We start from the raw sequence: 25,217 nt of genomic DNA, 5'->3' as shown, positions 1-25,217 counted from the left end.
ATTGATCTTTGCGCCGTGAATTGGTAATTAAAAGTGACCAAAATCAGGGGATATCATGCCAGTCATTACAACAATACAGGATCTGAAGGATCTGCATCGCCGTCGGACGCCCCGCATGTTCTATGACTACACCGAATCCGGCAGTTGGACGGAACAGACATTTCGCGAGAATACGACTGATTTTGAAAAAATCAGGCTGCGCCAGCGCGTCGCGGTCGATATGACCGGGCGCTCCACTGCCAGCCAGATGATTGGGCAAGATGTGTCCATGCCTGTTGCTCTGGCTCCCGTTGGCTCAACCGGGATGCAACACGCAGATGGTGAGATTCTCGCGGCCAAGGCTGCTGAGAAGTTCGGCGTGCCTTTCACCCTGTCGACGATGTCAATCTGTTCCATAGAAGACGTCGCAGAAAATACCACCAAACCCTTCTGGTTTCAGCTTTATGCCATGCGAGACAAGACTTTCATAAAAAACATCATTCAGCGCGCGAAGGATGCAAACTGTTCGGCGCTGGTTGTGACGCTTGACCTGCAAGTTCTCGGACAGCGCCACAAGGATATCAAAAACGGCCTGAGCATCCCGATCAGACCAACGCTACCCAACCTGATTGATCTCGCGACAAAGTGGCGTTGGATTGCTGGTATGGCCAAGACCAAACGCCGCGAGTTTGGCAACATCGTGGGGCATATCGATGGCATCAGCGATCTGTCGTCGCTGGCGGTCTGGGCCGCTGAAAGCTTTGATCCGCAACTTAACTGGGAAGAAGTCAAAGAAATTAAGAAGATGTGGGGCGGACCCATTATACTGAAGGGAATCCTGGACGCCGATGACGCGAAAATGGCCTTACAGGTCGGCGCGGATGCGATTGTTGTATCCAACCACGGCGGGCGTCAGCTGGACGGCGCGCTATCCTCCATTCGGGCTCTACCGGCCATCATGGATGCCGTGGGTGACAAGGTCGAAGTTCATCTCGACAGTGGAATTCGGTCTGGTCAAGACGTGCTCAAAGCGCTCGCCATGGGCGCCAAAGGGACCTACATCGGCCGTGCATTTGTGCATGGGCTGGGGGCAATGGGCGAAGCTGGTGTGACCAAGGCGTTGGAAGTCATCCATAAGGAGTTGGACGTGACCATGGCGCTTTGCGGGGAAACAAAAGTCACCGATCTGGGACGTCATGACCTTTTGATCCCGGAAGATTTCGAAGGTCGCTGGCAGACCTAAAGGCAAGTTCGCAAAGCCGTCAAACAGTTCGTTCCGCGCGCCTTACGCCGCGCGCGAGCGCGGGGACAAGTGTGACGCAGGCGACGATCAAGACGCCAGAAACCACGAAAAAGGCGACGCGCAGCCCGAACAGTTCTGAAGTGAAACCCATCAAAGGTGGCCCAAGGAAAAACGCTCCGTATCCCAGCACAGACGCCCGACTGATCGCAGCGAGCCGGGCCTTGGGCGGGACGATTCGACCGACCAACGCCAGGGTCAAAGGGGCCAGAACCGAAATGCCGAGGCCGCCAAAGCCAAATCCGACGTAGGCGACCCAGAGCGTTGGGGCAGCCCCCGCAAGCGCAAGTCCAAAAGCCGACAACAGACAGGCGGAAATCATCATGGCGGTGTCGGCCACACGGTGTGCGATCCAATGACCGGCCAATCGCCCCACACCCATGGTCAAACCCAGAATGGCCGGACCAAGCGCACCCTCGCCGGCCCCTCCTCCCAGGGTGCGTTCGAGGTGCAGCGCAGACCATCCTTCGGCGGAGGCCTCTGACAGGAACGCGACCATTACGAGGAAACCCGCCAGCCATACTACTCCATGGGGCATCTCGACACCCTGTGGCACCTCTGTTTCCATCTCGGGTGGCGTGCGGGCATCAAGCGACATCCATGCCAACACCGCGATCACGAACCCTAAAACGGTAAAAACCTGCAAGGGCGTCCAGCCCGCTTCTCGCAATGCGCCGGTGGCAAGTGCCGCACCCGCATAGGTAAAAGAATAAAGGGCGTGGTTAAGGTTCATCAGGATGCGCCCTGAGCGCGCCTCGATTTCCGAAACGCGTACATTTATCAGCACATCCACAACACCAGACCCAATAGCCGCCAATAACATGCCGAAAGTAAAGGCAACCACCACTGATGCCGCACCTGCAAGAAGCATGCCGACCCCGACCAGGCAGGCAAAGAACGGCAGCGCCCAGCGCCCGGCTAAACGGTCGGCCAGAGGCGCCAGCCACATTGCTGCAATAGCCCCCATCGAGGAAAACAAGATTGCCGTGCCCAACACCGCGTCTGATGCACCGATCCCTGCCTTGATCGCGGGCATCTGTGCAAAACAAGTGGCCCAGGCACAGCCAATCACCAGAAAGCCCGCAAGTGGTTTGCGTGAGAGTTTTATGTCGTTTATCAGACCCATCGGTGATGCCTGACATGAGGCCTGAGTTATCACAAGAGACCACGCGCGAAAAACATCTTTCCATGGCGCGCAAACCGGTCTATACGCGCGGCTTCACGCGGGGCTACAGCCTTGGAGGAGCCCCGCCCTAAACATATTGGAGACGAAAAGATGGCTGGAGAAATTCCGGATCTTGAAGCTCAGGAACGGACGGGGACAGGCAAGGGCGCCGCTCGTCAGGCACGCCGCAATGGCATGGTTCCTGGGATTGTATTTGGTGGCGATGTAGACCCGCTACCGATCAACATTCCGTTCAACGTGCTGATCAAGAAACTGCGCGAAGGTCGGTTCAAATCGACGCTGTTCAACATGAAGGTAGAGGGCCACGACGACGTGCGCGTGATCTGCCGCGATGTGCAGCGTCATGTTGTCAAAGATTTACCAACCCACATCGATTTCATGCGCCTGCGCCGCACCACCAAAATCAACCTGTTCATCGCGGTTGAAGTGGAAGGCGAAGATGTTGCACCTGGCTTGAAAAAGGGTGGTGTTCTAACCCTGATCCGCCCGGAAGTTGAATTGATCGTGACCGCAGGGGACATTCCCGATCACGTCACAATCGACATTTCCGAAATGGAAATTGGCGACAATATCACCATTTCGTCGGTCAATTTGCCCGAAGGCGCAAAGCCAACGATTGACCGTGATTTCGTGATTGCGCAACTGTCAGCACCTGCGGGACTTGTATCGGCAGATGACGAAGACGAAGACACCGCTGAAGGCGAAGACGCACCAGAGGCAGAAGACACGGAAGAATAAGACGCCTCCCTTCGGGAATTGTTTTGAAACGGGGCCGCTTGCGGCCCCGTATTTCGTTTGGGATCAGGCTTTGCTATGCTGCACCGCAACATGAAGGAGTCATGCCATGAGATTGATTGTTGGATTGGGGAACCCAGGGGCCAAATATGCCAAAAACCGTCATAACATCGGCTTCATGGCGGTGGACCGGATCGCCGATGATCACGGCTTCAGTGCATGGAAGAGCAAACACCAAAGCAGCGTCACAGAGGGTCGGATCGGATCGGATCGGGTTGTCCTGTTGAAACCTGAAACCTTCATGAACAACTCAGGACAGTCGGTTCAGGCCGCGATGCGGTTTTACAAGCTGGAACCGGCAGACGTTGTTGTACTGCACGATGAAATTGACCTGGCGCCCGGTAAGGTCAAACACAAAGTTGGCGGGGGCCATGCGGGCCACAATGGGTTGCGCTCCATCCACACACATATCGGTCCGGAGTATGCGCGTGTGCGACTTGGTGTGGGGCATCCGGGACATAAGGATCGCGTGCCCTCTTACGTGCTGCACGACTTTGCAAAAGCCGATGAGGCATGGTTGGATGATGTCTTGCGCGGGGTAAGCGATGGCGCTCCGTGGCTCGCGGTGGATGATGCAGGAAAATTCATGAATGCCGTTGGTATGCGCCTCTCCCCTCCCCGCGCCAAAACAAGCCAAAGACACCAAGACACCAAGACGTCCGAGGAACCGTCAAAAACGGGTTCAACCACCGAACCTGACAAGAACGACAAGAGCGCTCTGCAAAAATTGATGGAACGGTTTCGGTGAGTCTCTGTGAAGCCTTCTCACAGCAAGCAGCCAGTTGTGAGAAACTGGGGTCACCTTTCATGGGCCAATTGTTGCGGCTTCTTGCAGAGCGTTGGTCGAGGGGGACACGGTTGGATGCAAGGTTCGCGCAATTTGAGGGCGATATTGGTCCAGCGGGGGCTTCATTACCACTGCGAATGGCAGGCGGGCTTCATGCGCTGGTGCTGTCAGGGCGCACCCCGGAATTAGCTGACGTCTACCCACCACATGCAGTAACAGATGACGCCTTGTGGTCAGCGGTGCGCGCCGCACTCCAGTTTCATGAAGACTTCATGCTCAATTGGGTCGAAAGCCCACCACAGACAAATGAGGTCCGCCGTTCGGCTGCCTTGATCCCCGGTGCCTGCGTAGCTGCGAACGCGTTTGATTTGCCATTTGTCATATCGGAGTTGGGAGCCAGCGCAGGATTGAACCTGATATGGGACAGATATGCCCTGGTGTTACCGGGGATGACGTTGGCGCCCGAAAATCCCGTCCTCACGCTCACACCCGAATGGGAAGGCCCAAACCCGCCTGGCAAAATACCCCTGGTGTCAGCGCGGTCCGGTGTGGATTTGAACCCGCTCAATCCTGCAAACCCGGATGACCTTTTACGCCTGACAGCGTATCTGTGGCCGGACCAACCGCATCGTTTGGATCTTACCCGCGCTGCAGCAGGCGCGATGACGGCACACATTGCGCGTGGTGATGCGATCGACTGGCTCGCACATCGTCTGGAGGATGCGCCTGAAGGACACGTTCATTTGATACAGCACACGGTAGCCTGGCAGTATTTCCCATCTCATGCACAAGACCGCGGCACAGCTCTTATCGAAGCGGCCGGGCGCGCGGCCTCGACCAGGCGTCCCCTTGCATGGCTCGCTATGGAAAGCGATGGTGACAAAACGGGCAGAATAGGCGCGGCGCTCACTTTGCGCCTGTGGCCGGGTGACCGCACTTACAATCTGGGCCGTGCAGATTTTCATGGCCGTTGGGTCAAATGGCAGGACCCGGGTGATCCGCGATGAAACACCATGCGTAGTGTTGTCAAATGGTCTCTGAGGGTCCTCGCGGGCTTCATACTTGCAGCCCTTGTCTTGGGCGTTTGGAAACGCGAAGAACTTAAGCGGGTCATTGCGGTCAACCGCCTGTTTCTGCCCGACCGGATTGTTGCCAATTTCAGCAATATGGACCGCGCCTTCCTAAGCACCCCGGTTCCGGCCGGTGATACCGCCCCGAGCCCGCTGCCAAAGGGATCACGTGCCTCCCTGCCCGCAAGTTTCGAGGCTTTTGTAGCCGACCGCAATGTCACATCCATCGTAGTGTTGAAAGATGGCGCACTGGTCTTTGAAGGCTATTACCAGGACACGACGGCAGAGGATCTGCGCATCAGCTGGTCACTCGCCAAAAGCTATCTTTCGGCGCTTATGGGTATCGTGCTTGAACAAGGCGACATTGGCAGTCTGGACGACCTCGTTGTCGATTATGTACCGCAATTGCGCGGCAGTGCTTATGCGCGCACAACGATTCGCAACGTGCTGAACATGGCGACCGGCGTAACTTTTGATGAAGATTACCTGGATAAATCCTCCGATATTAACCGCATGGGCCGGGTCTTGGCCCTTGGGGGAGAAATGGATACCTTCGCTGCTGGAATCACTGAAACCTTCGCCGAACCAGGAACGGATTGGCAGTATGTCTCGATTGATACCCATGTGCTCGGCATGGTGATCCGTGCGGCCACTGGTCGCTCGATCATTGATCTGATGGGCGAAAAGATCATCGCACCTCTCGGTGTGGAACGCGCTCCTTATTATCTGACCGATGGCACCGGTGTCGCCTTTGTTCTGGGCGGTCTGAACAGCACCACACGCGATTATGCCCGCTTTGGTCAGATGTTCCTGCAAGGTGGTGCATGGCGTGGTCAGCAGATTGTTCCCCGTGATTGGGTGATGGCGTCAACCACGCCTTCTGCACCAACAGACGCAGATCAATACGGCTACGGATATCAGTGGTGGACGCCCCGAGATGCGCGCCCGCGTGAATACATGGGGCGTGGCATTTACGGGCAATACCTCTACATCAATGAGGAAGCAGGGGTCGTGATCGCCCTGACAGCAGCGGATTTGCAGTTTCGCGATTCAGCGGTGCAGCGCCAGAATATTACACTGTTTCGCGAGACTGCGGACGGTTTGCAGGGAGATCCCGATGGAGAAAGATGACAGTATCAACGTTCTGGGAGAGACCCTTGTGGTCTGTGGCACTGATCCGGTCACGGGGTTTTTCCGCGATGGGCATTGCAATACCTGTGCCGCCGATCAGGGCAGTCATACGGTTTGCGCCGTGATGACGAAGGAATTTCTGGCCTATTCCAAATACGTCGGAAACGATCTGAGCACGCCCCGGCCGGAATTTGGCTTTGCCGGGTTGAAACCTGGTGATCCATGGTGCCTTTGTGCGAGCCGGTTCCTGCAGGCGCATGACGAGGGATGCGCCCCTAAAGTTCATATCGCCGCCACGCACAGACGCGCATTGGAAATCGTGCCGATTGAAGTTTTGAATGAAAACGCCCTATCTGCTTGATCGCAAGATTGCCCGGTAAACAGCAACGCGTTTAGGCAGTCTTCACATACCACACCCCTAAATCGCTGTCTTTCATGGGTCTTGGCACTTATCGTGGTGAGCGATATTGTCGCCGATATGAAAGTTGTGTTTCCGTTACTGGCAGCAGTTGAAACCACCGTTTTTCGGATCACTGCGCATGTGTTGTCACGCCTTTTGAGCAGGGACATCAAGTCGGAGCTCGACCGATTGGACAAACAACCGAAATCTCGCAGCTATTGTGAAGCGTTTGCCGTCTTTGGCTCCTTTTTCGCTCTTGCGCTCTTGGCCGCGAGTTTTGGCGTATGGGGCCTTTTCATCTATTTTGCCGTCGTGATTGCAGTTTTCCGCTAAACGGCGTGACAGCTTGACGCAGTGCGATCAAACCTATGAAAAACATTGGGTTTTCCGCGTATGCAAATGTATACTATTGAAATCAATATAAAATTTTAATCCGTTACCCGCCATCTTGCGTAAACGTTGCATCATCAGCAAAGGAGATCAAAATGGGAAGTTTAATGACAGTCCTCGCGTTCGGCACAATTGGTTTCATCACTGTTCTTGGATATTTGGGAGCGCGCGCCACCCAAAGACTGAAAGATGATCCCGCGCACAAGCCATCCACGCTCTGCGCCACCAGCGACCATTGGGATCTGGCGCAACGTTAACGGTCTGGAAGGCCTCTGTTCCTCGAGGCCTTCCGTTAACATCAATGGCGGATCATTGGCGGCAAGACCCAAAAGCTTAGAGTGAGAGCGTTTACGTCCGAACCGGAAGAGAGACATTTCTGTCGCCAAATTCATTCAGAAAATGGGTCAACGTCTCGTACTGCCTGTTGGTCACGCAAATTCGCCCATCTCAAATCCCAGCGCTTTGGCAACGGTAAAGATGTCCTTGTCGCCACGGCCACACATGTTCATGCAAATGATGTGATCCTCGGGAAGGTCAGGAGCAATTTTCATGACATGCGCCAGCGCGTGGCTTGGCTCCAGAGCCGGGATAATACCTTCCAGCTCACAACAAAGTTGAAACGCTTCAAGCGCCTCGTTGTCCGTGATCGATACGTATTTCGCCCGTCCGATGTCATGCAGCCACGCGTGTTCGGGGCCAATGCCCGGATAGTCCAATCCTGCGGAAATTGAAAATCCTTCAAGAATTTGCCCGTCATCGTCCTGCAACAAATAAGTGCGATTTCCATGCAAAACGCCCGGACGGCCGCCCGTAAGGGAGGCACAGTGCTCCATTTTCGCATTTACGCCCTTACCCCCTGCCTCGACACCGATGATTCCAACGTCGTTCTCATCCAAAAACGGGTAGAATAGGCCCATCGCATTAGACCCGCCGCCAATCGCAGCGATCAACGTATCTGGAAAACGCCCCTCGGCAGCAATCATCTGCTCGCGCACTTCCTTGCCGATGATAGCCTGAAAATCCCTCACCATCGCGGGGTAAGGATGCGGCCCTGCAACAGTGCCGATGCAGTAAAATGTATCACGAACGTTGGTCACCCAATCGCGCAACGCGTCATTCATCGCATCCTTCAGCGTACCACGCCCCGACGTCACAGGCACCACTTCTGCCCCTAACAAACGCATCCGAAACACGTTCGGTGCCTGACGTTCCACGTCGTGTGCGCCCATGTAAACCACGCATTTCAGACCGAATTTCGCACAAACTGTGGCTGTCGCCACGCCGTGCTGACCAGCGCCGGTTTCTGCAATGATCCGCGTTTTTCCCATGCGCCGCGCCAGAATGATCTGGCCCAAAACATTGTTGATCTTATGCGCGCCGGTGTGGTTCAACTCGTCACGTTTCATATAGACCTTTGCACCACCCAAGTGAGCTGTCAGCCGTTCGGCAAGGTAGAGCGGGCTGGGGCGGCCGACATAATTGGTCCAGAGATCATTCATCTCCGCCCAAAAAGTCTCATCCGTCTTGGCATTCTCATATTGTTCTTCAAGCTCAAGGATCAGTGGCATCAGGGTCTCGGAAACAAAACGTCCACCAAAATCACCAAACCGACCGTTTTCATCCGGACCGGTCATGAAGGAATTAAAAAGATCATTGGCCATAATTTTCTCCGTCCTAGCTTGGGTTTGGTTTTATGAAGAACACGGATGATTGACCAGCGGCAATTCGTTCGGGCGCAGCCCTTCATGCCAAAGGTCGAATGCCTGAGCGTGAGAAGGCACGTGATCCAATTGCACGTGGCGAAAATGCAGCGGGATGGCAATGCGCGACGACCATCTCATGGCGCGCGCATGATGACCAGACTGCGCGTAGCGTTTCATCGCCGCGCCATCTCTCCACGCGGTCAGTGACAGATAATACTCTTGCCATCCAAAGACTTCGGCATGCGTACAATCACCGTTTGTACGGGCCTGTCGAAGTGAAAGCGTCGTCCGCCAAAAGAACTCAGGTCCCCAGATCCAATGTTTGAGCTTTACAGCACCGATCGCGATGAGTGGCATGGGTGATCTCCTTGCTCTTAGGTACGCCCGCGGCCCCCGTATGGATCACCCTATTGCCGCTGACACAAACGCCTTAATAAGAGACCCATCTTTTACGCCGGGTTCTGTTTCGACACCGGAGGACACATCCACTTGTTGCGCTCCGGTCATCTCAATCGCTTCCGCTACATTTTCAGGGTTCAACCCACCGGCCAGCATCCAGGGCACAGGCCAGCGCCGCCCTGCCATCAGCCGCCAATCAAAAGCCAGACCGTTCCCACCCGGCAAGGCGGCATTCTTTGGCGGTTTCGCGTCAACCAGAATCTGATCCGCAACAGGGAAATAGCTTTCCACAATTGCAAGGTCAGAGGCATCTGCCACACCAACGGCTTTCATAACGGGCAATCCAAAACGCGTTTTGATGGCGGCCACGCGCTCAGGAGTTTCCGCCCCGTGCAACTGCAACATATCCAGTGGCACCTGATCTGTCAGAGCATCTAGAAAACTGTCATCCGCATTGACGACCAGCGCAACCTTGGCCAACCCGATTGGCGATTTCAACGCCAACGCGCGCGCCAAATCCATGGAGACGTGACGTGGAGATTTGTCAAAAAATACAAAACCGCAATAAGCTGCCCCTGCGGTCGCAACCACATCGACATCCCGCTCAGTACGCAGGCCGCAAATCTTGACTGATGTATTCCTAGACATGCTCGGGTTGGATCACGGTCCGGGACAGGGCACAAGAGGGTGAAGTTCAGCTTGCCTCGTCCAAAAGTGCCAAAACCTCATCTTTACCCTGATGTTTTTCGCCTTTGAGCCTTACAATCTCACGTTCCATCCGGCGCATTTCACGAGCTTGGCGGGCCGCTTCCGCGCGCTGGTTGTGTTCGCGCACCCATTCCCAAACGAAGCCAACCAGCAATCCGACAATGATGCCACCAAAGATCACGATGAAAAGCGGCAAATCTATGCCCGGATTCACATGAAACCATCCTGCAACTTCGGACGGAATAAGTTGCAAGGAGACCATCTGGCGATTGGCCACTGCAACCGAGATGAGAGCCACGGCAAATGTGGCAATACAGGCATATCGGATATATCGCATCAGGATTTCCCGTTCAGGCGATCACGTAAAAGTTTGCCAGTCTTGAAAAATGGAACGTGCTTTTCTTCCACATGGACCGTTTCGCCCGTACGCGGGTTGCGCCCGACGCGCGAGTCGCGCTTTTTGACAGAGAAGGCACCAAAACCGCGCAGCTCAACCCGGTCACCACGCGACATCGCACCTGTGACTTCTTCAAAGATTGTGTTGACGATACGCTCAACGTCTCGCTGGTATAGATGTGGATTTTCGTCTGCGATCTTTTGGATCAGTTCGGAACGGATCATGGCAGCACCCCTCGTTGGCTATCGGACGCTTTTGGCGCGCCCATTCATTGAACTATAGAAAGAAAGGTGGCCTTCGGAAAGTGAGCCATTGCCTGCGTTCGGCAGTTTTTTGGCAGGAAGGCCCTGTATTTGTGCAGTTTTTCCCAAACCAACTGATAATATTCGCCATTGAGACGAGGTGGGTTCACATTCTGCATCGCAGCATCCAAAACGATTCGCCGTCTGTTGCAAGACGTGCAGATCCTGTTGCGAACGCGCTTTTGCTCACCGATGCAAAGCGCTTGGCACATTCGAGCGACTGAAGTGAACCGCGCCATGCAAATTGACAATCGTGGCAAATCCCCAGCCCGGGCACCAGTATATGCAAAACAAATGAGCGGTGCCAAACTAAACGAAATGGAGAGCGTATTCAGGCCACCTCTCGCATTGCGTGCAGAGGGGCAATCTGATCTATCTCGTATCAAGGGAGCCCGAAATTTTCCGTCATGAGAAAAAGGGCAAAACTGAATGTCGTTGCGACAAGGGATATGTTGATGTCACTCAAAACTGGAACACGCGATGTATGCGTGATTGGATCTGGGCCGGCTGGACTGCAGGCCGGATACTACTTTCAAAAAAAAGGGATGGATTTCGTAATCCTCGAACGCGGATCAGAAGTTTGCAGTTTCTTTCGCAAATTTCCCAGACACCGTCAGTTCATATCAATAAACAAGGTCCACACCGGGCTGTCAAAACCGGAAACGCGGCTCCGCTATGACTGGAACTCGCTTCTGAATGACGAAGGCCTTTTGTTCAAAAACTGGAGTCGGAAGTATTTTCCATCTGCCGACGACTTTGTCGACTATGCCGAGGCTTTTGCAGCGCAGATGAAAGACCACATATTATGCGACAGCAGTGTTGTTGAAATTACTAAAACCGATGGCGTTTTTGCGTTGCGCTGCGCCGACGGAACGACACATCACGCCCGCAATGTAATTGTGGCAACCGGTGTTTCACAACCGTGGGATCCGGGCATTGAGGGTTTCGAACTGGTGGACAATTACTTCGATTTCGACCCGAGCCCGGAACAATTTGAGAATGAACGTGTACTGATCTTGGGCAAAGGTAATTCGGCATTTGAAACCGCGGATTCTCTGGTCGAACACGCGGCCGCTATTCATGTCATGAGCCCCAACCCGGTCCGCTTCGCCTGGCAAACCCATTTCGTCGGGCATCTACGCGCGGTAAACAACAATTTCCTCGATACGTATCAGTTGAAGTCGCAAAACGCCGTGATTGACGCAAAGGCGGTCAAGATCGAACGCGAGGGCGGTGTTTACACTGTTACCGCCGAAATGCGCGCCGCGGAAGACCATCAGATTGTTCTGACCTATGATCGCGTGATCGCTTGCACCGGATTTCGTTTCGACGCGGATATTTTTGCTGAAGAAATCAGGCCCGAACTGCGCCATTTTGACAAATTTCCGGAGATGACGGCGGAATGGGAAAGTGTAGACGTTCCGGGATTGTTTTTTGCCGGCACAATCATGCAATCTCGCGACTACCGCAAAACCATGTCCGGGTTTGTGCATGGTTTTCGGCACAATGTGAAATGTCTAGCAGAATTCATCGCCGGGCGCGTGCAGGGAACAGCCTATCCGAGCACGCAGATACCGATGGAGGTTGAACTTCTGCCCGGTGCAATTATCGACCGGATCAGCACGTGTTCCGGTGTTTTTCTTCAGCCTGGGTTTTTATGTGACGTGATCTTGATAGATGGCGAACGGCCGGGGCGGAGCTATCAGGATGTGCCCGTTGAGTGGGTGCAAACGCAGGCTTCGATCAGGGATCACGAATATCTCATTGTGACGCTGGAGTATGGTGACTTTGGTGATGACACGATGCATGTGAAACGCGCGCATAATGTATTTGGTGACACACCAGACGCGTTCATTCATCCTGTCATCCGACATTTCCGGTCAGGCGTTCAACTCGGCGAAGTACATTTGGCTGATCATTTGGATGCGGATTGGCGGCCGCGTGCAGAACGCGACGAAAATGCCTGTACTGTGATGCGCATGACCTTCAAAGATGTTGCAGATGATTTGGCACCATCTGATGTTGCGCACCGGCAGATCAGCGCGTTCTTGAAAAAACAAGGTTTGAGCACAGTGACCGCAAGACAGACCGCAGCGGAATAATCATGCAGAAGCCCTAGACCGTTCTGACCGAGGCTCTGATCTGCGACGCCTGTCTGGATCACCGCTTGTCGCGAAGCGCTATATCAACAGCGAGCGGACGGAGCCCAGCGTAAAGACGAACGATTTGCGATAGTTATCCACGCTGCGCCATCCCCGGCGCGCCATACAATTTTTCACTCGAGCAGGTTACAGGTCGACAAAGCTGAAAGCATGGCCGCCGCCGTCTCCATCACTTTATATCTCTGTAAACAAAAGAAATGCTCTCAAACGATCTGCGAATACCAGGACGGCGCAGCAGCAAAAATAACATGGGTGAAAGCAGCCTTGCATCAAGAAGTATGCTTTTTACCGATGGACTTCTATCTGGAACTTGGCGCTACTGCAGGTCAATTGATCTGGGATGCAGCGGTTTGGAATGCTGACTCCTCAATAAAAAAAGAATATCTGTTGACGAAGTGATGCATCTTCTTGTGCGACCCGTTTTGCACCCGAAGTGTTTTTCGATAACGATCTGAGCAGCCGTCCGGGACATTTCGACAAAAACAGCGTCACTGGTGGCTTTACTGCCGGTTATCTCTGGCAGCATTGCAACGGCTGGTGTTTCGGACCGGAAATTCAGTATGTCTTCACAGACATCACGGTGACTGACGCATTTGAGGCGATACCGCGTCTCTTGATAAGATCGCTCACCTCAGACCCGCCATCCTTTTTGATCTGGGCAACGAGTATTTGCGTCACAGTTTCTGCGGCATCGGCGCGTCTGGCCGTGATGTCGACGTAAACACGGTGCACGTCGAAGCGTCCTGCCGCCTCTGAAACCACACGAACGCCGCAGGACTTTTAATAAAAAGGCCCCGCAGATCGCTCTGCGAGGCTTTGTGTTCCCGACAAGCGTCGCGGTTATTCTTTGTCTTTGAGTGCTGCGCCCAGAATATCTCCAAGCGATGCGCCCGAATCCGAAGAGCCGTACTGTTGGACCGCTTCCTTCTCTTCCGCTATCTCGCGCGCCTTTATGGAAACGCCCAGACGACGTGTCTTGGTATCAACATTGGTGATACGCACGTCGACTTTGTCGCCAACCGAGAAACGCTCTGGGCGCTGTTCGGCTCGATCACGCGACAGATCAGAACGACGGATGAAGGATTTCATGCCTTCATATTCCACTTCGATGCCGCCCTCTTCGATCGCAGTCACGTTTACCGTGACGATGGAACCACGTTTTACGCCGCCCACAGCTTCAGCGAATTTGTCACCACCGACGCCTTTGATTGAGAGGCTGATGCGCTCTTTTTCAACGTCGACTTCTGAGACCACTGCACGCACCACGTCGTTTTTGTGGTAGCTCTGGATCGCGTCTTCGCCGCGTTCATCCCACGACAAGTCGGACAGGTGAACCATGCCGTCAATGTCACCTTCAAGACCAACAAACAGGCCAAATTCAGTGATATTTTTGACTTCGCCTTCAACTTCCGTGCCCTCGGGATGCGTTTCTGCAAACACTTCCCATGGGTTGCGCATGGTTTGTTTCAGACCAAGGGAAACGCGGCGCTTTGCGCCATCGATTTCCAGAACCATCACTTCGACTTCCTGGCTTGTGGAAACGATTTTGCCCGGATGTACGTTCTTTTTGGTCCAGGACATCTCGGACACGTGCACGAGACCTTCAACGCCGGCTTCAAGTTCAACAAAGGCACCGTAGTCGGTGATGTTGGTCACGCGACCAGTGTGTGAGGATTCCAGCGGATACTTCGCGGCCACCAGATCCCATGGATCTTCCTGCAACTGCTTCATGCCCAGCGAGATACGATGTGTATCTTTGTTGATCTTGATGACCTGCACCTTGATCGTTTCGCCAATGGACAAAATCTCGGACGGGTGGTTCACACGGCGCCATGCCATATCTGTCACGTGCAACAGGCCGTCTACGCCGCCAAGATCTACAAACGCGCCGTATTCAGTGATGTTTTTGACCACACCGTCGACTGTTTGGCCCTCTGTGAGGTTGCCAATCACTTCGGCGCGCTGCTCGGCACGGGATTCTTCGAGGATCGCGCGACGCGACACAACGATATTGCCCCGGCGACGGTCCATTTTCAAGATCTGGAACGGCTGTTTCAGACCCATCAACGGGCCTGCATCGCGCACGGGGCGCACATCAACTTGCGAACCGGGCAAGAAGGCCACAGCGCCGCCAAGATCAACTGTAAAGCCGCCTTTGACACGGCCAAAGATTGCACCTTCGACGCGCAATTCGTCGGCGTAGGCTTTCTCCAGACGGTCCCATGCTTCTTCGCGACGGGCCATTTCACGCGAAATGACGGCTTCGCCACGGGTGTTTTCAACCTGACGGAGGAAAACCTCGACCTCGTCGCCCACTTCGATCTTGGGGGCTTCACCGGGGTCTGCGAATTCTTTGAGTTCAACGCGGCCTTCCATTTTATAGCCGACGTCGATGATGGCTTGGCCCGCTTCGATTGCGATCACCTTACCTTTGACAACAGACCCTTCTTCGGGTGTGTCCATTTCGAAGCTTTCTTCCAAGAGGGCTTCGAAGTCTTCCATAGTTGCGTTTTGCGCCATGTAGCGTGTGTTCCTTTGTGCGTTTGTTTCTGGCCGCGCGGTTGTCTCCGCCGGTCTTTGGGCTTAATTTGTTGACGCAAGCGGACTCTTTACACAAAACAAACGAAGGGCCGGTATTCACCGACCCTGCCCATTTGCTCTGCTGCGAAGGCTGTTCCCGCCTTGTCAACGCTCGCGCGTATAAATTGGTTTCGCTGCGGGATCAACCCATTTAGGCGCTTTGATACAACGGAGTTTTGCGACGTTAGAGCTTTTGCCCCTTGCGCAGATCGTCCAGCAGCTCTTGGTAGATGCCATTGCTATCCCCACCACCAAAAACCTGCGCGCCCCCCGAGTAGGTTTGTCCGTAAGTGCGCGCGACATTCACTGTCTGCGCCACCGCAGAAAGGAACTGGTCCTGTTTCAAGGGCGATAGTGGATGGATGAAGACGCCCCAAAGACGGCCTCTGGCAACGGCATAGCGTGCATCGAGCGCAGAATCGAAATTCGCCTGCATCATGCGCAGTAAATCTGCCTCTTTGAGATCCTGAGCGGATCTGATCGGCACCATAGCCCGCATTCTGTCTGCGCGCGGATCGGCGATAACGACCACAGGAATATCCTGAACAGTGAATTCCATTGCCGCGCCTTGCACCCGCGCGTCAGCATCAATCACCAGAATGATTTCGGAGAGCCGCTGCAAGGTCATGGGCCCCTCTATCTGCGGCGTTGCGTCAGGCGCGTCGTTTTCCTGCGCCCAACCGAGCGTTGCTAAAAAAACAAACGCCAACGTGAAAAGAAGTCGTGCCATGAGAATACCTTTCGCAATAAACTGACATGACGCTAGACAGGCTTTCGCTCAAACGCCAAGCACCCTTTGGTGATCGCTTTGCAACAATTTTGGTAATCCTGCGAAATGCGACATGTCGATGATCGCGCACCACTTGGCTTCCATCAACGAGCTTGAAACAGGTACTCACTTGATCTTCCACCAGACTCGCCGCTTTCCAGCAATGACCTGTTAACTCGTTCATTTGGTTTGTTTGCGTGAGATTTCGACGCTGATGCCTTCTCCGGCAAAGCCGCGCGTTCTTCTGATCTCACCCAAGCTGCTCAACATCCCGCGCGAAACCTGTGCGCCCGATGATCCAATCGGTGATTTATTGGACCCGTTCAAATGATGTTGACCACTCTTCAGATTATGCGCGGATGGTTTGGCAAATGTCGCATGTGTTTCTTTAGAGACATGCGCCAGTTCATTCGCATTCAGCCGCATAGATGTCCGATTTGAAAGCAAAGCTTTTGACCTCAAACTTTCGAGTAAGCAGCGCGCCCGGCACGGGACTGATACCTTAAAGTAGCCAGTATTCAGAGGACTTGAGTCCCGTTTCAGGACAGGTGGATGTGTCGCCCCACGAAGTCACCCTCTCCAATTGCGCCACCGGCAATTTGGTTGTGACAAATGAACGTTTCAGGTGACGCATCGCTTTGCAAAGAGATGCTTCACCACGTTCGTGGAGGGCCGCCTCAAACGAAGAGGCAAATTTGTAACGCGGCGACGTGGAAAATGCAGGCTTCATACGTGTTTGGATTTTATACCGCCTGCGCCGACCGATTATCGCCGGCAGGGCGGACGATAATGGCACGGCATCCTAAGCGTTGTGCCGCAGTTCAACAGCTACAAGGGCAGCCTCGATCGCATCCTTGATCGTCATACTTGTTGTATCAATGGTAAAGGCATCCTCGGCGGGCTTCAGCGGCGCTGTGGCGCGGTCCCGGTCGCGCGCATCGCGCTCTCTCACATCTGCCAGCACCTGCGCGCGGCTGATCGCGGAACCTGCGGCCACCAGCTCCGCAAAGCGTCTATCCGCGCGGACTTCTGCGCTCGCTGTCACGAATAGTTTCGCCTCGGCCTGAGGGCAAATGACCGTGCCGATATCGCGCCCGTCCAGAACTGCTCCTCCGGCTCTGCGGGCGAAGCTACGCTGGAAATCGAGTAAAGCCGCGCGCACCTCTTCAATGACCGCGACTTTACTGGCGGCCTGCGCCGCTTCTGGGCCACGCAACCCACTACCTTCCAAGTCCTGCGTAGTCAGACGCTGCGCAGCGTCCACCGGGTCCATTCCCAGCAAATACTTCGCACCAACCGCGCGGTACAAGAGTCCCGTATCAAGATGCGCAAATCCAAAGTGTTCCGCAATGGCTTTGGAAATTGTGCCCTTCCCCGCTGCCGCGGGACCGTCCACGGCAATTGTGAAAGGCTCGGTCATATTGCTCACACATTTGAGCGCATCAACTGCGCGCCCAAGGCGGTCATCAACGGCTCAAAAACAGGGAATGATGTGGCTATCGGACCCCCATCGTCCACGCTCACCGGATTTTGAGTGGCCATCCCAAGGATCAGGAAAGACATGGCAATCCGGTGATCCAGATGGCTTGCACATGTTGCGCCCCCCGGTACGTTACCATGACCAAGGCCCGTCACCGTCCACCAATCCGGACCATCATCAACGGCAATGCCATTCGCACGCAGACCAACCGCCATCGCATCAATACGGTCGCTTTCCTTGACCCGCAGTTCTTTAACGCCCCGCATGACGGTTTGACCTTGCGCAAACGCTGCAACCACCGAAAGTACCGGATATTCGTCAATCATGCTCGCGGCGCGCGCCGGAGGCACCTCGATGCCATGCAGATCCGGCGAGAACCGCGCCCGTAAATCAGCAACCGGTTCGCCCCCCTCCAAACGCTCATTTTCATAGGTCAGGTCCGCACCCATCTCCCGCAGCGTTGTGAAAAGGCCCGCGCGCGTCGGGTTGAGACCGATACCCGGCACCGACACATCAGACCCCGGCACGATCAAAGCCGCACAAACCGGAAACGCCGCTGAGGAAGGATCGCGCGGCACATCTATCCTTTGTGGTTTCAGTTCTGGCTGGCCTGTCAGTGTGATGACCCGGCAAGCGTCTGTCTCTTCGATGGTGATCTCTGCGCCGAAACCCGCCAGCATGCGTTCCGTATGATCGCGCGTTGCTTCGGCCTCGATCACGACGGTTTTGCCTGGCGCATTCAAACCTGCAAGCAACACAGCCGATTTCACCTGAGCGGATGGAACGGGAACCGTATATTCGACCGGGACGGGGTCCGCCGCGCCGACAATGGTCATTGGCAGACGCCCGCCTGCCCGGCCAAAGGACTGCGTGCCAAAAAGCGCCAACGGATCGGTGACGCGCGCCATAGGGCGGCCTGTTAGGGAAGCGTCGCCTGTAAACGTCGCGCTTATCGGCGAGGTGGCCATAGCCCCCATGATCAACCGAACACCGGTGCCTGAATTGCCACAATCAATCACATTCTCAGGCTCTGCAAACCCGCCGACCCCCACGCCGTGAACCGCCCAGTTGCCGTCACCATGGTCCGTGACTTCAGCACCAAAGGCACGCATCGCCTTGGCCGTATCCAGAACATCCTGTCCGTCGAGCAAACCGGTAATTTCTGTTTTCCCGACACTCAGCGCGCCCAGAATTAGAGACCGGTGGGAAATGGATTTATCGCCGGGTACTTGCGCTACACCGGACAAGGGGCCGCAGGATGTTGACGTTATGGGAATTGGCGCACCGTGACTGGACATATGCTTCTCAACTGGATCAAGTGTTAAGCGCGAGGCTTATCTGCTCGGATCATTAGCGTCCAGCCCCTGCAGACGCGTCAAATCTTTCGAAAAGTCAGATAATGGGGTCTGCGTCCTTCCCGAAGCGCTTTTTGCTCGTAACGCGTTGATAACCAATCACCCCAAGGGTCCCGCCAATCCTGCGGACGTTCCGCCATCCATTCGAATCCATGCCTCGGCACTTCTTCCAGAGTCTGGCGTACATAGTCTTCGATATCTGTGGCCACGCGAAACGTAGCGCCCGATTTCAAGGTTTTCGCAAGCGGTTGCAGATGTTCGTGCGTAACAAACCGACGGCGATGGTGGCGTGCTTTGGGCCAGGGATCCGGATATAGCAAAAACGCGCGATCAATCCCATTTTCTGGCAGAACGTCAAACAAATCGCGCACATCACCGGGATGCACCGCAAGATTCTGAACCCCGGCACGCCGGATTTTGCCCAAAAGCATCGCCACGCCGTTGATGTAGGGTTCTGCTCCGATGATGCCGACGTTAGGATTGCTGATCGCCTGATGGACCAGATGTTCCCCACCACCGAACCCCACTTCAAGCCAAACCGGTTTGCCATCAAAGAGAGCAGTCAAATCAAGCGGCGTTCTTTCGGGGTTTTCCTCCCAAGAAACCCGTCCCGGGGAGAGTGCGACGAGGTCTTCGTCCAGGTATCCTCTCTGTGAGCGCTTGAGCGTTTTACCTTTCAAACGGCCGTAAAAATTCCGGTGGGGGCGTATTTTTTGTGACATGGCCGCCCTTTAGCGGGGTCTTGCGGCTTCTGCAACTTACCGTCAGCGCATCGTGATTATTTATACAAGCGAAATCTAATCTGCAGGTTTCAGAACGGGTAACTCCCAATCACGCGCCGTGTGCGGAATGGCACGCTCTTTTCTGTAAACAAACAAATGGAACCGCGCCAACATACCACGCGGTTCCATTCAATTAGGTCCAATCATTTGGCCGGTTTCTAAACAGCGGCCTTGAGGGCGTCTACCAGATCCGTTTTTTCCCAACTGAAACCGCCGTCAGCCTCTGGCGCTCTGCCGAAATGCCCATACGCCGCCGTACGCGCGTAAATCGGTTTGTTAAGCTGCAAGTGCTCGCGAATCCCGCGTGGGGTAAGGTCGATAATCTGACCAATCGCGTTTTCGACTGCGCTGTCTTCCACCTCCCCGGTGCCGAAGGTATCGCAATAAATGGAAAGCGGCTTACTGACGCCGATGGCGTAACTAAGCTGGATCGTGCATTTATCCGCCAGACCGGAGGCCACAACATTTTTGGCCAGATATCGCGCGACATATGCTGCGGACCGATCCACTTTTGTCGGATCTTTGCCCGAGAAAGCTCCGCCGCCGTGTGGCGCCGCCCCGCCATATGTGTCCACAATAATTTTGCGTCCCGTCAGACCAGCATCACCGTCCGGTCCACCTATGACGAAAGTGCCCGTAGGATTTACCCACCATTCGGTCTCTGGCGTGATCCATCCCTCAGGCAAGACTTCGCGGATGTATGGCTCAACAATATCCTTGATGTCATGCGACGTCTGGCTTTCCTCCGAGTGTTGCGTAGACAGAACAATCGAACTTACCCCAACTGGCTTTCCATCCTTATAAAGCACAGAGAGCTGGCTCTTTGCGTCGGGACGCAGCGTCGGTTCGGTACCGTCTTTGCGAACTTCAGCCAAGCGCCGCAAAATCGCGTGAGCATAGTGAATTGGAGCAGGCATCAGCTCGGGCGTCTCACGGGTTGCAAAGCCGAACATAATACCCTGATCGCCAGCGCCCTCGTCTTTATTGCCACTGGCATCCACGCCCTGAGCAATGTGGGCTGATTGCTCGTGCAACAGATTGGTAATCTCACAGGTGGCGTGGTGGAATTTGTCCTGTTCGTAGCCAATGTCTTTGATGCAGGCGCGGGCGATATCTTCGATGCGCCCCATGTAGTCTTTCAAGGTGTCCTTGTTGGAAAGGCCCACTTCGCCGCCAATCACAACGCGATTTGTTGTTGCAAATGTTTCGGCAGCCACCCGCGCTTCGGGTTCAACGGCCAGAAAAGCATCCAAAACTGCATCAGAGATACGGTCGCAGACTTTATCCGGGTGTCCCTCAGAAACGGATTCTGAGGTGAAAGTATAGTTTTTACGAGACATGAATCGCTCCGATAGAGAAAAGGACAAGCCACGTCAGGAAGCCGTTGTGGCGAGTTCCGCAGTGCTTACGTGGCCGACATACAACCGTCAATCGAATTCTCAATGCCGCCCACGTGTCCATCTTGCACCAAACAGTCCGAAAGCGAGCAAAATCACTATCGGTCCGTCCCCGAGCCTACTGTAAACTGTTGCACTACTCGCCATGGGAAGGGGTGCATCGACATAGCCGGCCGTGTCCATCGGAAGGCTCGCGAGGATCCGGCCTTTTGGGTCGATCATCGCAGAAATGCCTGTATTGGCCGCCCGCATCAGAGGCAATCCTTGTTCAATTGCACGCATTCGTGCCTGTGCAAGGTGCTGTTGCGGTCCTACATTTTGCCCAAACCACGCATCATTGGTTATTTGCAGCAAAAACGCCGGACGTTCTGAAAGTCCATTGACCCCATGAGCGAATACCACCTCGTAGCAGATTAACGGAAGTCCGCGGCCCAGCACGCCAAAGTCAAGCAACTCCGGACCCTCGCCGCTCGCGAATCCAATCGCAGAGTTTTGCGCCAGTCCGGTAAGGCCGAATTGGTTCAAAAGGCTGCCGAAGGGGATGTATTCACCAAATGGTACCAAATGATGTTTGTCATAGACTTGCGACGCGTTGCCGGTAGCATCCAAAACCGCTAGCGCATTAAACAAAGCATCATCTTCTTGGCGCAAAAGACCAAGAGCGACGGATTTGCCGCCTGCCGCATTTGCAATCTGCACAAGGGCGGGCGCCGCCGTTTCCAGCCTCCAGGGGATCGCTGTTTCCGGCCAAACCGTCAGGCTTGGTGGGGGCCTATCTGATGCAGGGGGTGCGGCAGTAAACTGCAACTGTTTGTCATAGAATGCCTGAGCAAATTCAGGCTGCCATTTCAGATGCTGTGCAGCATTGGGCTGAATCAAGCGCACCCAATGCCCCGTCAGTGGTGACCCAGGCAACGGCGGCGGCATGTAGATTAGGACGATCGCGCCAAAGAGCAAAAGGGCCTGTCCCGAACGTACACCATGTTTTATCCCCGGTATCGTTGAAAGAGACAAGCACCATGCGGTCAACATCAAACAAAACATCAACCCATGCGGGCCGACAATAGCAAGGCCCTGACCTGCCGAACCTGCAACAAGTGCTTGAGCCGGACTGGCCCAGGGAAATCCCGTGAAAACATAGGCGCGCGCGACTTCGGCTGCGGTCCATGACAGGATCAGGGGCCATGTGCCTGAGGTCAACCAGCGTGCCACCCAGAAGGCACCACCCCAGAAAAGCGCCAGACCTGCGCTCATGAAGAAAAGTGCAAATGGTGCCATCCAGGCGTGCTGGTCGGGATCAATCTGGAAGGGCTCTACAATCCAGAACAAGGCAACGCCGAAATACCCAAGGCCCAAGGCCCAGCCTGTCAATGCCGCTCCTCCCGCGCGCATTTCGACCCGCAGCATCACAAACGCCAGCGAAAATGCCAAAAGCATGGCGATGGGTTGCTCATAAGGCGCTTGACCAAGCGATGCAATTGCCCCGAGCACGCCAGCGACAAGCAAGCGAGGCCTACGCGTTAGGCCCCTGTACCAAGACTGCAGACTAGCCAGACCGTGCCGGGTTTCTGTCACTGCGGGACGGTTGCAGCAGTCCGCACACGCAGTCGTTTGATGCGTCGCGGATCCGCATCAAGTACTTCAAACTCTGGCCCGTCAGGATGCACAACCACTTCACCCCGAGCCGGAACCCGTCCCGATAGCATGAAGACAAGACCCCCCAAAGTGTCGATTTCCTCTTCATCGACCTCGTCGTGTTCGGTCAGCGATTGTCCAATCTCCGCCTCAAAAGCATCAAGCGGCGTTTTCGCCAGCGCAAGATAACAACCCGGTTTTTCCTGCGTCCAATACAACCCTTCATCAACGTCATGTTCGTCTTCGATCTCGCCAATGACCTGCTCTATCAGGTTTTCGATGGTTACCAGACCGTCGACACCGCCATATTCATCGATCACTAGCGCCATGTGGCGCCTTTCAGCCTGCATTTTCGTGAGCAATACGCCAATCGTCATCGAAGGAGGCACAAAAAGAAGAGGGCGCAACATTGCGCGCATATCGAAATCGTGGCTGTCCCCATTGAATCCATGCGTAAGAGCCAGATCCTTGAGGTGCAAAAATCCGATCGGCGTATCAAGTGTCCCATCATAAGCCGGCAATCTGGTCAGACCGCTTTCCTTGAAAATCGTCACGACCTCTTCAAGTGGCGCGGTCACAGCGATCGAAATGATATCCGCTTTGGGAATGGACACGTCCTCAACCCGCATGCGTCTCAGGTTGATCATACCGTGGGTTTGGGGTTGTTCAGCAAGCTTAGCTGAAACCGGTTCTGAGTCCTCGGCCTCTGAGGGGCTTAACGCCCCGATGACCCGGCTCAAAAATCCACTGGACCGCGTGGTCTCAGTATCTGCTATTGTGTCTGCTTCCACATGCGCGCGCTGCGCTGCGTCAGACTGTCCGTCGTTGTCGCCCATTGGGTCCTGTTCTAGAATGGCTCGGCGCGATCACCGATCAGTTCCTATATGGGTCATCTATACCCATTTTGCCAAGTATTTCGATTTCTAATGCCTGCATGACCGTGGCATCGCGGTCACGGATGTGGTCATATCCTAAAAGGTGTAACGTTCCATGAACGATCAAATGGGCCGTATGGCTCTCCAGCGGTATTTGCAATTCATCGGCCTCGCGGGCGCAGGTCTCAAAAGCAATTGCAATGTCACCCAACTCATAAACACCTTCGCCATCGGGCTTCGGTAACACCGGCCCGTCACCTTCAATCTCGGGTGACAAGTCGGCCGCGGGCCAGCTTAAGACGTTGGTTGATCGCTCACGATCCCGAAAATCAGCGTTCAATCTGGTAATACGCGCGTCGTCGCAAGCGAGCAGAGAGATTTCTGTGGCGGCCTCGGGCAATTTCACCCGCACCAGTGTTTTTGCAATCGCTTCAGCGGCCACAGCTTCAAACGAGATTGCCTTCCAAGCTGCAGCCTCTATCAAAATGCTCACCATATCATAGTGATGGACGGGAAAATGAGCCCCGAACCCTTCATCCTGGTGGGGTTTCCGCCTCATAGGCTTCGATAATTGCAGCCACCAGAGGGTGGCGGACCACATCTTTCGAGGTGAAGTAATTGAAGCTGATTTTGGGAATTGTCTTCAACAACCGCTCGGCATCCGCGAGACCAGAAGACACACCGCGAGGCAAATCAACCTGCGTTCTATCGCCGGTAATGACCATGCGAGAACCTTCTCCCAAGCGCGTCAGAAACATCTTCATCTGCATAGATGTAGCGTTTTGCGCCTCATCCAGCACGACAAAGGCATTGGACAACGTGCGACCCCGCATGAACGCAAGTGGCGCGATTTCGATCTGCTTTTCCTCAAAGAGTTTTGCAAGTTGTTTTCCTGGCAGAAAGTCGCCCAAGGCGTCATAAAGTGGCTGCATGTAGGGGTCGACTTTGTCTTTCATGTCGCCAGGCAGAAATCCGAGCCGTTCGCCTGCTTCGACCGCGGGTCGCGACAAGATGATCTTGTCCACCTGACCTGCAAGAAACATGGATACGCCCACAGCGACTGCAAGATATGTCTTGCCGGTCCCGGCCGGGCCAATACCAAAAGCCAGCTCGTTTTCAAAAAGCGAATGAACATAGGCTTTTTGCGCCTCGGTACGCGGTTCAACGTTCTTCTTGCGGGTTTGGATTTCAATGCGGTTGCCGATGGGCATCTCCAATTGGTCGCCATTTTGGAGACCGCTGGCCTCTTCAAAGGGTCCCATACGCAATTCTCGGTCCACATCCGCTGATTCTACTGCACGCCCACTTTCCAGACGCGCGTAAAGTGTATGCAGAACGCGCATGGCATCGGTCTGCGAATCTGGTTCGCCCATGACCGCCAGTTGATTGCCGCGTCGCACAATCTGCACGCCAAGCGCGGCCTCGATCTGAGTGAGATTGGCGTCATAGACCCCACATAAATCAATCAACAGTCTGTTGTCTGGGAATTCGACCGTGCCCCCTGGGGGTGCGGTGAGTGTATCAGTCGGGTTCTGGTCGCTGGGGGCCAATCGCCGCTCCTCAAGCATAGGGTTACAAAAGACGGTGCCAATTCCAAACCGGCAGCGCAAGCGTATGGATGGAAAAATCTCTACT

Annotated in this window: 26 protein-coding genes, 1 pseudogene and 1 riboswitch; of the genes and pseudogenes, 11 read left to right on the top strand and 16 right to left on the bottom strand. The window is 54.7% G+C overall.

All coding sequences use genetic code 11. The features are described 5' to 3' along the window. Positions 1–55 precede the first annotated feature (55 nt). A complete protein-coding gene (locus tag R8G34_18710; GenBank protein ID MDW3224885.1) occupies positions 56–1,222 on the top strand; it encodes an alpha-hydroxy acid oxidase in 1,167 nt (388 codons plus the stop codon). Positions 1,223–1,241: 19 nt separating this feature from the next. Here the strand turns inward: R8G34_18710 and R8G34_18705 are convergent, their stop codons facing one another. Then, positions 1,242–2,405, bottom strand: a complete 1,164-nt coding sequence (locus tag R8G34_18705) for an MFS transporter (protein ID MDW3224884.1) — start codon at positions 2,403–2,405, stop codon at positions 1,242–1,244. 150 nt (positions 2,406–2,555) lie between these two features. Between R8G34_18705 and R8G34_18700 the strand changes: the two genes are divergently transcribed. From R8G34_18700 to R8G34_18670, 7 genes are all read left to right on the top strand, one after another. Next, positions 2,556–3,203, top strand: coding sequence for a 50S ribosomal protein L25/general stress protein Ctc (locus tag R8G34_18700; GenBank protein ID MDW3224883.1), 648 nt, complete (start codon positions 2,556–2,558; stop codon positions 3,201–3,203). A gap of 106 nt (positions 3,204–3,309) precedes the next feature. Next, positions 3,310–4,008 carry an aminoacyl-tRNA hydrolase gene (gene pth, locus R8G34_18695; protein ID MDW3224882.1) on the top strand — a complete coding sequence of 233 codons (699 nt, stop codon included), beginning with the start codon at positions 3,310–3,312 and terminating at the stop codon, positions 4,006–4,008. After that, a complete protein-coding gene (locus tag R8G34_18690; GenBank protein ID MDW3224881.1) occupies positions 4,005–5,054 on the top strand; it encodes a DUF2332 family protein in 1,050 nt (349 codons plus the stop codon). The genes pth and R8G34_18690 overlap by 4 nt, the downstream gene beginning before the upstream one ends. 6 nt (positions 5,055–5,060) lie before the next feature. Then, positions 5,061–6,248, top strand: coding sequence for a serine hydrolase (locus tag R8G34_18685; protein ID MDW3224880.1), 1,188 nt, complete (start codon positions 5,061–5,063; stop codon positions 6,246–6,248). After that, positions 6,235–6,609 carry a DUF2237 domain-containing protein gene (locus R8G34_18680; GenBank protein ID MDW3224879.1) on the top strand — a complete coding sequence of 125 codons (375 nt, stop codon included), beginning with the start codon at positions 6,235–6,237 and terminating at the stop codon, positions 6,607–6,609. The genes R8G34_18685 and R8G34_18680 overlap by 14 nt, the downstream gene beginning before the upstream one ends. A gap of 96 nt (positions 6,610–6,705) precedes the next feature. Beyond that, the gene (locus R8G34_18675) at positions 6,706–6,981 is read left to right on the top strand and encodes a hypothetical protein (protein MDW3224878.1); all 276 of its coding nucleotides are present in this window, start codon (positions 6,706–6,708) and stop codon (positions 6,979–6,981) included. A gap of 152 nt (positions 6,982–7,133) precedes the next feature. Next, positions 7,134–7,295, top strand: coding sequence for a hypothetical protein (locus tag R8G34_18670; GenBank protein ID MDW3224877.1), 162 nt, complete (start codon positions 7,134–7,136; stop codon positions 7,293–7,295). 171 nt (positions 7,296–7,466) lie between these two features. Here the strand turns inward: R8G34_18670 and trpB are convergent, their stop codons facing one another. From trpB to ihfB, 5 genes are read right to left on the bottom strand one after another with little or no spacing between them, the layout of a single operon-like run. After that, positions 7,467–8,699 (bottom strand): tryptophan synthase subunit beta, encoded by a 1,233-nt coding sequence (gene trpB, locus R8G34_18665; GenBank protein MDW3224876.1) that lies wholly within the window; start codon positions 8,697–8,699, stop codon positions 7,467–7,469. 30 nt (positions 8,700–8,729) lie between these two features. After that, entirely contained in the window at positions 8,730–9,098 is a 369-nt protein-coding gene (locus R8G34_18660) for a hypothetical protein (protein ID MDW3224875.1), read from the bottom strand. A 45-nt stretch (positions 9,099–9,143) separates the two neighbouring features. Next, on the bottom strand, positions 9,144–9,788 hold the full coding sequence (locus R8G34_18655) for a phosphoribosylanthranilate isomerase (protein ID MDW3224874.1): 645 nt from the start codon (positions 9,786–9,788) through the stop codon (positions 9,144–9,146). A 46-nt stretch (positions 9,789–9,834) separates the two neighbouring features. Continuing rightward, the gene (locus R8G34_18650; GenBank protein ID MDW3224873.1) at positions 9,835–10,185 is read right to left on the bottom strand and encodes a LapA family protein; all 351 of its coding nucleotides are present in this window, start codon (positions 10,183–10,185) and stop codon (positions 9,835–9,837) included. Then, a complete protein-coding gene (gene ihfB, locus R8G34_18645) occupies positions 10,185–10,469 on the bottom strand; it encodes an integration host factor subunit beta (GenBank protein MDW3224872.1) in 285 nt (94 codons plus the stop codon). Before ihfB ends, R8G34_18650 begins: the two co-directional genes overlap by 1 nt. 533 nt (positions 10,470–11,002) lie before the next feature. On the opposite strand from ihfB, the gene R8G34_18640 reads away from it, so the two are divergent. From R8G34_18640 to R8G34_18630, 3 genes are all read left to right on the top strand, one after another. After that, on the top strand, positions 11,003–12,649 hold the full coding sequence (locus R8G34_18640) for an NAD(P)-binding domain-containing protein (protein MDW3224871.1): 1,647 nt from the start codon (positions 11,003–11,005) through the stop codon (positions 12,647–12,649). 210 nt (positions 12,650–12,859) lie between these two features. After that, positions 12,860–13,108, top strand: coding sequence for a hypothetical protein (locus R8G34_18635; protein ID MDW3224870.1), 249 nt, complete (start codon positions 12,860–12,862; stop codon positions 13,106–13,108). Between the two features lie 34 nt (positions 13,109–13,142). After that, a complete protein-coding gene (locus R8G34_18630; GenBank protein ID MDW3224869.1) occupies positions 13,143–13,430 on the top strand; it encodes a hypothetical protein in 288 nt (95 codons plus the stop codon). Positions 13,431–13,549: 119 nt separating this feature from the next. Here the strand turns inward: R8G34_18630 and rpsA are convergent. The 10 genes and pseudogenes from rpsA to R8G34_18580 all read right to left on the bottom strand — a co-directional run bounded on the left by rpsA (position 13,550) and on the right by R8G34_18580 (position 25,132). Beyond that, positions 13,550–15,247, bottom strand: a pseudogene (gene rpsA, locus R8G34_18625) (30S ribosomal protein S1). Between the two features lie 226 nt (positions 15,248–15,473). Then, positions 15,474–16,019, bottom strand: a complete 546-nt coding sequence (locus R8G34_18620; protein ID MDW3224868.1) for a hypothetical protein — start codon at positions 16,017–16,019, stop codon at positions 15,474–15,476. 841 nt (positions 16,020–16,860) lie between these two features. Next, the gene (locus R8G34_18615; protein MDW3224867.1) at positions 16,861–17,478 is read right to left on the bottom strand and encodes a (d)CMP kinase; all 618 of its coding nucleotides are present in this window, start codon (positions 17,476–17,478) and stop codon (positions 16,861–16,863) included. Positions 17,479–17,483: 5 nt separating this feature from the next. Then, entirely contained in the window at positions 17,484–18,836 is a 1,353-nt protein-coding gene (gene aroA / locus R8G34_18610; GenBank protein MDW3224866.1) for a 3-phosphoshikimate 1-carboxyvinyltransferase, read from the bottom strand. A gap of 77 nt (positions 18,837–18,913) precedes the next feature. Next, a complete protein-coding gene (locus R8G34_18605) occupies positions 18,914–19,615 on the bottom strand; it encodes a tRNA (guanine(46)-N(7))-methyltransferase TrmB (GenBank protein MDW3224865.1) in 702 nt (233 codons plus the stop codon). Between the two features lie 218 nt (positions 19,616–19,833). After that, positions 19,834–21,015 carry a methionine adenosyltransferase gene (gene metK / locus R8G34_18600; GenBank protein ID MDW3224864.1) on the bottom strand — a complete coding sequence of 394 codons (1,182 nt, stop codon included), beginning with the start codon at positions 21,013–21,015 and terminating at the stop codon, positions 19,834–19,836. A 4-nt stretch (positions 21,016–21,019) separates the two neighbouring features. Then, positions 21,020–21,071: riboswitch (SAM-SAH riboswitch) on the bottom strand. Between the two features lie 43 nt (positions 21,072–21,114). Next, positions 21,115–22,563, bottom strand: coding sequence for an apolipoprotein N-acyltransferase (gene lnt / locus R8G34_18595; GenBank protein ID MDW3224863.1), 1,449 nt, complete (start codon positions 22,561–22,563; stop codon positions 21,115–21,117). A gap of 80 nt (positions 22,564–22,643) precedes the next feature. Beyond that, on the bottom strand, positions 22,644–23,543 hold the full coding sequence (locus R8G34_18590; GenBank protein ID MDW3224862.1) for a hemolysin family protein: 900 nt from the start codon (positions 23,541–23,543) through the stop codon (positions 22,644–22,646). Positions 23,544–23,580: 37 nt separating this feature from the next. After that, positions 23,581–24,078, bottom strand: coding sequence for an rRNA maturation RNase YbeY (gene ybeY / locus R8G34_18585; protein ID MDW3224861.1), 498 nt, complete (start codon positions 24,076–24,078; stop codon positions 23,581–23,583). A 37-nt stretch (positions 24,079–24,115) separates the two neighbouring features. Beyond that, the gene (locus R8G34_18580; GenBank protein MDW3224860.1) at positions 24,116–25,132 is read right to left on the bottom strand and encodes a PhoH family protein; all 1,017 of its coding nucleotides are present in this window, start codon (positions 25,130–25,132) and stop codon (positions 24,116–24,118) included. Between the last annotated feature and the right edge of the window lie 85 nt (positions 25,133–25,217).

Source organism: Paracoccaceae bacterium (assembly GCA_033344815.1).
GTDB lineage: Bacteria > Pseudomonadota > Alphaproteobacteria > Rhodobacterales > Rhodobacteraceae > Roseobacter.
Note: the sequence above shows the minus strand (reverse complement) of the source record. Positions and strands in the feature narration are given on the sequence as shown.